7 protein-coding genes and 1 pseudogene are annotated in these 9,560 nt (G+C 67.2%); 6 read left to right on the forward strand and 2 right to left on the reverse strand.

The window, feature by feature from the left end; translation table 11 throughout:
- Nucleotides 1-145: 145 nt before the first annotated feature.
- Nucleotides 146-1,084, reverse strand: a complete 939-nt coding sequence (locus tag TEP_RS02750) for a carbohydrate kinase family protein (protein ID WP_132824153.1) — start codon at nt 1,082-1,084, stop codon at nt 146-148.
- A 282-nt stretch (nt 1,085-1,366) separates the two neighbouring features.
- On the opposite strand from TEP_RS02750, the gene TEP_RS02755 reads away from it, so the two are divergent.
- The 5 genes and pseudogenes from TEP_RS02755 to rodA (TEP_RS02775) all read left to right on the forward strand — a co-directional run bounded on the left by TEP_RS02755 (nt 1,367) and on the right by rodA (TEP_RS02775) (nt 7,334).
- Nucleotides 1,367-2,413 (forward strand): rod shape-determining protein, encoded by a 1,047-nt coding sequence (locus TEP_RS02755; RefSeq protein WP_017355500.1) that lies wholly within the window; start codon nt 1,367-1,369, stop codon nt 2,411-2,413.
- 121 nt (nt 2,414-2,534) lie between these two features.
- Nucleotides 2,535-3,668, forward strand: coding sequence for a rod shape-determining protein MreC (mreC, locus tag TEP_RS02760; RefSeq protein ID WP_132824155.1), 1,134 nt, complete (start codon nt 2,535-2,537; stop codon nt 3,666-3,668).
- A complete protein-coding gene (gene mreD, locus TEP_RS02765; RefSeq protein ID WP_049463939.1) occupies nt 3,665-4,150 on the forward strand; it encodes a rod shape-determining protein MreD in 486 nt (161 codons plus the stop codon). Before mreC ends, mreD begins: the two co-directional genes overlap by 4 nt.
- A gap of 3 nt (nt 4,151-4,153) precedes the next feature.
- Nucleotides 4,154-6,226 carry a penicillin-binding protein 2 gene (gene mrdA / locus TEP_RS02770; protein WP_132824157.1) on the forward strand — a complete coding sequence of 691 codons (2,073 nt, stop codon included), beginning with the start codon at nt 4,154-4,156 and terminating at the stop codon, nt 6,224-6,226.
- Nucleotides 6,227-6,312: 86 nt separating this feature from the next.
- Nucleotides 6,313-7,334: pseudogene (gene rodA, locus TEP_RS02775) on the forward strand (rod shape-determining protein RodA).
- 273 nt (nt 7,335-7,607) lie between these two features.
- Here the strand turns inward: rodA (TEP_RS02775) and TEP_RS02780 are convergent.
- Nucleotides 7,608-8,018, reverse strand: coding sequence for a hypothetical protein (locus tag TEP_RS02780; protein ID WP_132824159.1), 411 nt, complete (start codon nt 8,016-8,018; stop codon nt 7,608-7,610).
- Nucleotides 8,019-8,441: 423 nt separating this feature from the next.
- Here TEP_RS02780 and rodA (TEP_RS02785) point away from each other — a divergent pair, with 423 nt between their 5' ends.
- The gene (gene rodA, locus TEP_RS02785) at nt 8,442-9,518 is read left to right on the forward strand and encodes a rod shape-determining protein RodA (RefSeq protein WP_189487016.1); all 1,077 of its coding nucleotides are present in this window, start codon (nt 8,442-8,444) and stop codon (nt 9,516-9,518) included.
- Nucleotides 9,519-9,560 lie beyond the last annotated feature (42 nt).

Raw genomic sequence — 9,560 nt, forward strand, 5'->3', positions numbered from 1 at the left:
CAAGGTCGACACCTACCAAGGCACAGCGTGTCGACCAAGGTCGACACCTACCAAGGCACAGCGTGTCGACCAAGGTCGACACCTACCAAGGCACAGCGTGTCGACCAAGGTCGACACCCACCGAGCAGATGCGCGGGCAGTTCGCTTACGCGTTCAACGCGTAACCGAACTGCTGCTTGAACTGCTCGTTGAACTCATCGAAGGTGAAGCGCTGGTTCTGGGTGCCCGGGTGCTCGACCTTCAGCGCGCCCATCAGGTTGCCCATGCGGCCGATGGTCAGCCAGTCGAAGCCCTTCTGGATGCCGTAGATCAGGCCGGCGCGGAACGCATCGCCACAGCCGGTCGGATCGACCACGCGACGCTCGTGCGCCGGCGGGATGTCGTAGCTCTTTTCCGGGGTGTGGATCACCGCGCCCTTCGGGCCGCGGGTGGTGATGTAGGCCTTGACCCGGCTGACGATCTCTTTTTCGTTCCAGCCGGTGCGTTCCTGCAGCAGGTTCGACTCGTAGTCGTTGACCACCACGTAATCGGCCTGCTCGATGAACTCGCGCAGTTCCGGGCCGTTGAACAGCGGCATCGCCTGGCCCGGGTCGAAGATGAACGGCACGCCGTCTTCGTGGAATTCCAGCGCGTTCTGGATCATGCCTTCGCGGCCGTCCGGGCCGACCAGGCCCAGGCTGACGCCCGGCACGTCGCGCACATGGTTTTCGTAGGAACGCATCATCGCGCCCGGGTGGAAGGCGGTGATCTGGTTGTTGTCGTGGTCGGTGGTGATGAACGCCTGCGGGGTGAACAGCTCATCGATCACGCGCACGCGGGTGAGGTCGATACCCAGCGCATCGAAGTGTTCGCGGTACGGGCCGAAGTCCGAACCCACCGTGCCCATCGGAATCGGCTCGCCACCCAGCAGGTGCAGGTTGTAGGCGATGTTGCCGGCGCAGCCCCCGAATTCGCGGCGCATGCGCGGCACCAGGAAGGACACGTTCAGGATGTGCACCTTGTCCGGCAGGATGTGATTCTTGAACTGGTCCGGAAACACCATGATGGTGTCGAAGGCAAGAGAACCACAGATCAGAGCGGACATCGATGTAAGCCTATGCGGTGAATTTTGGGGTGGGCCGGCCCACTTCGGCAGGCAAGCAAACGGCGCCCTTGGGCGCCCGACGGCGCAAAGGTTACCCGCTGGTGCCGCTCAGGGCCAGAACCGGGTGATGCCCGATCAGGCCGAAAGCCTGTGAAGGCGCGGGTTCAGCTAGTTTTCTCCTTGCTCGGCGGCAGGCGGGTTGCTAGGCTTGTCGACCTCGATTTCTGCCCATTTTTTCGCCATCCCGCGTTGGGCGCGACACCCCTCAGGATCAACTCCCAGATGTTCAAGAAACTGCGCGGCATGTTCTCCAATGACCTGTCCATCGACCTGGGCACGGCCAACACCCTTATCTATGTGCGTGGGCAGGGAATCGTGCTGAACGAGCCGTCCGTGGTCGCCGTGCGCCAGGACCGTGCCATCGGCGGTACCCGCTCGGTGGCTGCCGTCGGCGCCGAGGCCAAGCAGATGCTGGGCCGTACCCCGGGCCACATCACCACCATCCGCCCGATGAAGGATGGCGTCATCGCCGACTTCACCTACACCGAGGCGATGCTCAAGCACTTCATCAAGAAGGTGCACAAGTCGCGCTTCCTGCGCCCGAGCCCGCGCGTGCTGGTCTGCGTGCCGGCCGGTTCGACCCAGGTCGAGCGCCGCGCCATCAAGGAATCGGCCGAGGAGGCCGGTGCCCGCGACGTGTTCCTGATCGAAGAGCCGATGGCGGCCGCGATCGGCGCCGGCATGCCGGTCACCGAAGCCCGTGGCTCGATGGTCATCGACATCGGCGGCGGCACCACCGAAGTGGCGGTGATCTCGCTCAACGGCATCGTCTATTCGGCCTCGGTGCGCATCGGCGGTGACCGCTTCGACGAGTCGATCACCAACTACGTGCGCCGCAACCACGGCATGCTGATCGGTGAAGCCACCGCTGAACGCATCAAGGTTGAACTGGGCTGTGCCTACCCGCAGGCGGAAGTGATCGAGATGGAAATCTCCGGCCGCAACCTCGCCGAGGGCGTGCCGAAGATGATCAAGATCAGCTCCAACGAGGTGCTCGAAGCCCTGCACGAGCCGCTGTCGGGCATCGTCAGCGCGGTCAAGCTGGCGCTGGAGCAGACCCCGCCGGAACTGTGTGCCGACGTGGCCGAGCGCGGCATCGTACTGACCGGTGGTGGCGCCCTGCTGCGCGACCTGGACCGCCTGATCTCCGAGGAAACCGGCCTGCACGTGCAGGTGGCCGATGACCCGCTGACCTGCGTGGCCCGTGGTGGCGGTCGTGCGCTGGAACTGGTGGACATGCACGGCAACGAGTTCTTTGCGCCGGAATAAGCCGTCCCGGCTGCTTGCGCCCGCAGCGCCCCTCCGGGGTGTGGCCCGCCACGCTGGCGGGTCGGCACCGGCGGGGCGCCCGCGTGTTTCCCTTCCGCCTTCTGCCAGTTGAATCGTTGCCGTGCCGCCCTACGCCGGACCTCCCGTCGCTTCCCGATCCGGTGATGCCGCCAGCCCGCTGCGGCTGCTGGCCTATCTCGCACTGGCAATCACCTTGATCGTCCTCGACGACCAGGCCGGCTGGCTGGCGCGCCTGCGCGAGCAGGCCAACAGCCTGGTGCAGCCGGTGTGGGCGCTGGCCGGCCTGCCCGGCAAGCTCGGCGGGCAGGTGCGTGACAGTGCCGCCAGCCACGGCCAGCTGGTGACCGAAAACCGTGAGCTGCGCAACCAGCTGCTGCTGGCCAACGCCCGCCTGACCCGCCTGCAGACCGCCGCACTGGACAACGCCCAGCTGCGTGAACTGCTGAACGTGGCCGAGCGCAGTGGCCTGGACGTGCAGCTTGCGCCGATCCTGGACATCGACCTGGACCCGGTCAAACAGCGCCTGGTGCTGGACGCTGGCAGCCGCGAAGGCGTGCACGTCGGCCAGGCGGTGATCGATGCCGGCGGCCTGATGGGGCAGGTGATCAGCGTGACCGGTGGCAACGCCACCGTGCTGTTGTTGACCGACCCCGACCATGCAGTGCCGGTGACCGTGGCCCGCAATGGCGTGCGCCTGATCGTCTACGGCCGCGGCGACAAGCTCGAGCTGCGCGACATCCCGCTCAGCGCCGGCGTGGAAGTGGGCGATGAGATCGTCACCTCCGGCCTTGGTGGCCGGTTCCCGGCCGGATTCCCGGTCGGCACCATCACCGGCCTGCGCCCGGACGATACCCACGCCTTCCTGGTGGGCGAACTGAAGCCGGCCGCTCAGCTTGATCGCGGCCGCGACGTGCTGCTGCTGCGCCCCGGTGCGGCAATTCGCTTGCCTGCGGCAGGCGAATTGCCTCAGCCAAGTTTGCCTTCGGCAAACCAGGCTGCCGGGGGGGCATCCCCCCTTAACCCCGCGCCTTCGGCGCGCCCCCCTAAACAAGAGGGGGGCTCTCCACCCGACGCTGGGTCGGCCCCGGTAGTGCCGGCCGCTGGCCGGCAACCGTCCCCGCCTGCGACGAACCCGCCGGCCCCCGCGCCTACGACGACGCAGACCTCCCCGGTAGTGCCGGCCGCTGGCCGGCAACCGCAGCCCACGCAACCGCAGTCGGAGGCGCAGCGATGAGCCGCCTTCGCGACAACCGCTGGGTGCTTCCGGCCAGCCTGGTGGTGGCCCTGCTGCTGGGCCTGCTGCCGTTGCCCGCGCTGCTGCAGCCGCTGCGTCCGTATTGGCTGGCACTGGTGCTGGCCTACTGGGTCATCGAAGCGCCCGAGCGCGTCGGCCTCGGCATCGCCTTCGCCAGCGGCGTCGTCGCCGACCTGCTGTATGGCGGGGTACTGGGCGAACAAGCGCTGCGCCTGGTGATGCTGGCCTTCATCCTGCAGCGTTTCCGCGCGCGCATCCGCTTCTTCCCGATGTCGCAGCAGATGCTGGCCATCGGCGGCCTGCTGTTCAACGATCGCATCGTCAGCGCGCTGGTCCACATCATGGTGGGCGAGCCGACCCTGCCGTGGTCGTACTGGTGGGCACCGTTGCTGGGCATGGGCCTGTGGCCGCTGGTGTTCGTGCTGCTGGACGCGGTGCGCTTCGGCAAGCGCGGGCGCTGAGCCATGCTGCCGCGTCGCCAGGTCAAGAATCCGCACGCCGAAGCCGAACAGTTCCGGCGTCGTGCGGCGTTGGGCTTCTTCGGTGTTCTGGTCTGCCTGCTGGGCCTGGGCGGCTGGTACTTCAAGCTGCAGGTGCTGGACCACGACATCTACGCCACCCGTTCCGAAGCCAACCGCATCAAGCCGCGGCCGGTGGTGCCCGGGCGCGGCATGATCTACGACCGCAACGGCCGCCTGCTGGCCGAGAACGTGCCGGCGTTCCGCCTGGACATCACCCCCGACAAGGTCAAGGACATGGACGCCACCCTGGAAGGGCTGGCGAAGATCATCCAGATCAGTCCGGAAGAGCTGGAAGCGTTCAACAAGTCGCGCAAGGCGCGCCGCAAGTTCCTGCCGGTCACGCTGAAGCTGCGCATGAGCGATGAGGAAATGGCGCGCTTCGCCGTGGACCGCTGGCGCTTTCCCGGCGTCGAGCTGGAGCCGTACCTGACCCGTCGCTATCCCTATGGCGACCTGTTCGCGCACATCATCGGCTACGTCGGCCGGGTCGACGACAAGGACCTGGAGATCCTCGGCGAGGGCAATGCCGCGCTGACCCACATCGGCAAGTCCGGCCTGGAGCGCTATTACGAGCAGGAGCTGCGCGGCAAGGTCGGCTACGAACAGGTCGAGACCAACGTGCAGGGCCGCGCGATCCGCACCATCGGCCGTGTCGCCGCGCAGTCCGGCGCCGACCTGCGGCTGTCGATCGATGCCGACCTGCAGCGGGCGATGGTGGCCGCCTTCGGCGAGTTCGAAGGTGCCGCCGTGGCGATGGACCCGCGCACCGGCGAAGTGCTGGCGATGGTCAGCCTGCCGTCGTACGACGCCAACCTGTTCGTCAACGGCATCTCGCACGCCGACTTCAAGGCGCTCAACGAGAATCCCTCGCGGCCGCAGTTCAACCGCCTGGTGCTGGGTGGCGTGGCCCCCGGTTCGACCATCAAGCCACTGATCGGCCTGGCCGGCCTGGACAGCGGGGTGCGCCGGCCCGAAGACAAGATTCTCTCCACCGGCATGTTCTACCTGCCCGGCACCTCGCGGGGCTGGGGCGATGCCAACCGTGGCGGCCATGGCTGGACCGATCTGCGCAAGTCGATCACCCAGTCGGTCAACACGTACTACTACAAGCTGGCCCTGGACATGGGCATCGAGCGCTTCGACCACTACATGGGCTACTACGGTTTCGGCCAGCCGACCGGTATCGACCTGACCGGCGAGATCGGCGGCATCCTGCCGTCGCCGGCATCGAAGTACAAATCACGCAAGGAGCGCTGGTATCCCGGCGACACCGTCAACGCCAGCATCGGCCAGGGCGACTGGAAGGTCACCCCGTTGCAGCTGGTGCACGGGGTGGCCGGCATTGCCAACGGGCAGCTGCGCCGGCCGCACCTGGTGATGCAGCAGCGCGCCGGCTTCGATGCGGACTGGACGCCCATGCCGCAGGGCGAGAGCAAGCCGATCAGCCCGACCCCGAGCAACCTGCAGGCCGTGCGCGAGGGCATGATGGGCACCATGCAGCCCGGTGGCAGCGGCGCGCGTGCAGCGGCCGGCGCACCGTATGTGATGGCGGGCAAGACCGGTACCGCACAGGTGATCAGCCGCCGTGGCACCGCCGCGGTGAACCCGAAGAGCCTGCCGATGCACCTGCGCCATCGCGCGCTGTTCGTCGGCTTCGCACCGGCCGACAACCCGGTCATCGCCGTGGCGATTGCCGTGGAGGGCGGCGGCTACGGTGGTTCGGCGGCCGCGCCGATCGCACGCAAGGTGTTCGATGCCTGGCTGCTGGGCAAGATGCCCGAAGGCATGCAGCCGCTGGACAGCGAACGCGGCACGACCGCCATCGGCGCCACCGCGTTCGACAACGAAGACGTGGGTGCGCGCCAGGCCGGCGACGCGGCTGCGGCGCAGCTGGGCGAGCATGCGGTCGTGGTCGGTGTCCCGCCGCCGGCACCGGCACCTGCTCCGGCCACACATCCTTCTGCGGCACTGCCGGCCACGCCACGTCCGACGGTTGCTGCGGAGGCCGCCCGATGAGCGCCTTCCTGCGTTGGGCCGGGGAAATGCTGCAGCGGTTCTTCAGCAGCCTCGACTGGCTGCTGTGCCTGGCCCTGGGCGCGCTGATGGTGATCGGCCTGGCAACCTTGAAGAGTGCCGGCGGCGACAGCCTGGTGATGGCGCAGGGTGTGCGTTTTGCCGTGGGTCTTGCGGCGATGTGGGGCATCTCGCGGGCGCCGATCCTGCGCATCCGCTCGGCCACGCCGCTGATCTACGCCATCTCGATGATCCCGTTGCTGGCGGTGTTCGTGCTGGGCACGGGCAAGTACGGCCGGCAGTGGCTGGACCTCAAGTTCTTCTATCTGCAGCCGGCCGAACTGCTCAAGGTCAGCCTGCCGATGATGGTGGCCTGGTACCTGCACAGGATGCCGCTGCCGCCGCGCTTCAACACCGTGCTGGTGGCGATGGTGATCATCGGCGTGCCGACCGGGCTGGTGATGCTGCAGCCGGACTTCGGCACCGGCGTACTGATCGCCGCCAGTGGTGTGTTCGTGCTGCTGCTGGCGGGCCTGCCGTGGTGGTGGGTGGGCTGGGCGTGGGCGGCGTGGCTGCGGTGGCGCCGGTGGCCTGGTTCTGGCTGCTGCGGCCGTACCAGAAGGACCGCATCATGATGTTCCTCGACCCGGAAATGGATGCGCTGGGCGCGGGCTGGAACATCATCCAGTCGAAGATCGCCATTGGTTCCGGCGGTTTCGATGGCAAGGGCTGGGGCGAAGGCTCGCAGTCGCACCTGAATTTCATTCCCGAGCAGACCACCGACTTCGCGTTCTCGGTGCTGAGCGAGGAGTTCGGCTGGATCGGCGTGGCGCTGGTGCTGACGTTGTATCTGGTGGTGATCGGGCGCTGCCTGTGGATCGCCAGCCAGTCGCGCGATTCGTACTCACGCCTGCTGGCGGGGGCCACGGGTCTGGCGTTCTTCGTCTATGTACTGGTGAACGGCGGGATGATTTCCGGCCTGCTGCCGGTGGTGGGCGTGCCGATGCCGTTGATCAGTTACGGCGGTACGTCGGCGGTGTCGCTGCTGGCGGGGTTCGGGTTGGTGATGGCGGTGCGTAGTCATAACCCGGTGCACGGCGGTTACGGGTAGTTTCCAGCCATCGGCGCAGCCCCTTGTGGGTGGGCGCGTGCAGCGATTCATGTGATTGGGCCGGGCGGGTTGGATTCGCGGGGGACGCCGTGAATCCGTCCGTGGAGGCTTGGCCGCGAATATGTGGATGTGCAGCTGCAGGCGGCGTGACGCGTGTATTCCTGAAGAGCCAAGCATGGCCCGGCACCACAAAGAGAAGTAGAGCAGGGCAGAGGCGGGTCGCTTCGCTCTTTGTGGTGCCGGGCCATGCTTGGCTCTTCAGGAATACACGCGTCACGCCGCCTGCAGCTGCACATCCACATATTCCGACAGGCCTCTGCAGGCCAGCAGCAGCCCTTCGCGGGCGTCGTCGGGCAGATGGTGCGTGTCGTCGCCGTCCACGCGCACGCGTTCGCTGGCGTGCAGCAGTTCCAGCAGGAAGGTCAGCCCGGCATTGGCGCGGTCGATGCGCGCCATCGCCATGGACTGCGCCTGCGTTCGCCCTTTGCGTGGCCACGGTTGGCCGTCGGCGCCTTCCACCTGGCGGATGCGCTGCAGACAGTCCAGCAGGGTAGGGCCGCCGGGACTGTTGGCGGCCTGCGTGGCGGTGAGCGTGGTTTCCAGCGCGCGGGCGATGTCATCCGGCAGCTGGTGGGCGGCCTCGCCCAGCGTGGCGAACAGGTACGGGTAGGTGGAAGCGGACATGGCGGCATCCTTGTGCGGTAGGCAAGGGCCACCCCGCGTGCATGCGAGGGTGGCGGACGATGCGTGGCTCCAATACCGGTGACCAAGTGTGAAAGCGCCGGCGGGCACAAGGCCCTCCACGCACCGCCCGCCAAAGACGCACGGACGGATTGCCAGCCGACGCCGCTCAACAAGGAGAAGGCGACGCCGGCTGGCAAGCGTAAACAACACTTGGGTCAACGGGATTGGAGTCCCGTGCCACCCGTTGTCGGTGGCACTACATGATGTGCACGGGGCCCTTGCGGCTCCAATCAGAATTGTTTGAAACCCGGAAAATCCGCAGGCCAAAGGCATCCGCCACGCGCGGTGTCGATAGCGTCAAACAGCGCTGACAGCTTCGCGAAAGCGCCGGTTGCTACCGTGCCGCGGGTGAAATGGAAACGAATGCTTGGTGGCTGCCGTGAGGCGCTGCGCACGATCGATCTGCCGTTGCTGATCGCGTTGTTGATCCTCATGGGCGCAGGCCTGGCGGTGCTGCACAGCGTGAACGGGCCGGTGCACGGGCAGGCGATGCGCTTTGCCGGTGGCCTGGCAGCGATGTGGCTGCTGTCGCGGGTTTCGCTGCTGCGCCTGCGCGCGTGGACGCCGGCGATCTATGCACTGTCGATGCTGCCGTTGATGGCGGTGTACGTGATCGGCACCGGCAAATACGGGCAGCGCTGGCTCAACCTCGGCGTGTTCTACCTGCAGCCTTCGGAACTGCTCAAGCTCAGCCTGCCGTTGATGATGGCCTGGTATCTGCACCGCCAGCCGCTGCCGCCATCGCCGCGCACGGTGCTGACGGCCGCAGTGCTGATCGGGGTGCCAGCGCTGCTGATCCTGATGCAGCCCAATCTCGGTACCGCCACCCTGGTCACCGCCAGCGGCGTGTTCGCCCTGCTGCTGGCAGGCCTGCAGTGGCGCTGGGTGGCGGCCGGACTGGGCGCGGTGTCGGTGGCTGCGCCGTTGGCCTGGTTCGGGCTGCTGCGGCAATACCAGAAGAATCGCGTGCTGACCTTCCTGGATCCGGCTGCCGATCCGTTGGGTACCGGCTGGAACATCCTGCAGTCGCGCATCGCCATCGGCTCCGGTGGCATGCAGGGCAGGGGCTGGGGGCACGGCACGCAGGCCACGCTGGATTTCCTGCCCGAGTACACCACCGATTTCGCGTTCTCGGTGCTGGCCGAGGAGTTCGGCTGGATCGGCGTGGTGGTGGTGTTCGCCCTGTATCTGTTCGTGGTCGGGCGTTGCCTGTCGATCGCGGTGCAGGCACGCGACACGCACGCGCGGTTGTTGGCCGGCAGCCTCGGCCTGGCGTTCTTCGTGTACGTGCTGGTCAACGGCGGGATGATTTCCGGATTGCTGCCGGTGGTGGGCATTCCGATGCCGCTGATCAGTTATGGCGGTACCTCGGCGGTGTCGTTGCTGGCGGGGATCGGGCTGGTGATGGCGGTGCGGGGGCACCGGCCGGTGCACGCGTAGGTTTCCAGCCAACGGCACAGCCCCTCGTGGGTGGGGGCGGGT

It is taken from the genome of Stenotrophomonas sp. TEPEL (genome assembly GCF_004348785.1).
Lineage (GTDB): Bacteria > Pseudomonadota > Gammaproteobacteria > Xanthomonadales > Xanthomonadaceae > Stenotrophomonas > Stenotrophomonas indicatrix.

What these genes read in the sequence shown, in the direction of transcription:
- mrdA (WP_132824157.1), top strand. Translation starts at nt 4,154, where the DNA reads ATGCTGCCGCGTCGCCAGGTCAAGAATCCGCACGCCGAAGCCGAACAG.
- mreD (WP_049463939.1), top strand. Translation starts at nt 3,665, where the DNA reads ATGAGCCGCCTTCGCGACAACCGCTGGGTGCTTCCGGCCAGCCTGGTG.
- TEP_RS02750 (WP_132824153.1), bottom strand. Translation starts at nt 1,084, where the DNA reads ATGTCCGCTCTGATCTGTGGTTCTCTTGCCTTCGACACCATCATGGTG.
- TEP_RS02755 (WP_017355500.1), top strand. Translation starts at nt 1,367, where the DNA reads ATGTTCAAGAAACTGCGCGGCATGTTCTCCAATGACCTGTCCATCGAC.
- TEP_RS02780 (WP_132824159.1), bottom strand. Translation starts at nt 8,018, where the DNA reads ATGTCCGCTTCCACCTACCCGTACCTGTTCGCCACGCTGGGCGAGGCC.
- rodA (WP_189487016.1), top strand. Translation starts at nt 8,442, where the DNA reads ATGCTTGGTGGCTGCCGTGAGGCGCTGCGCACGATCGATCTGCCGTTG.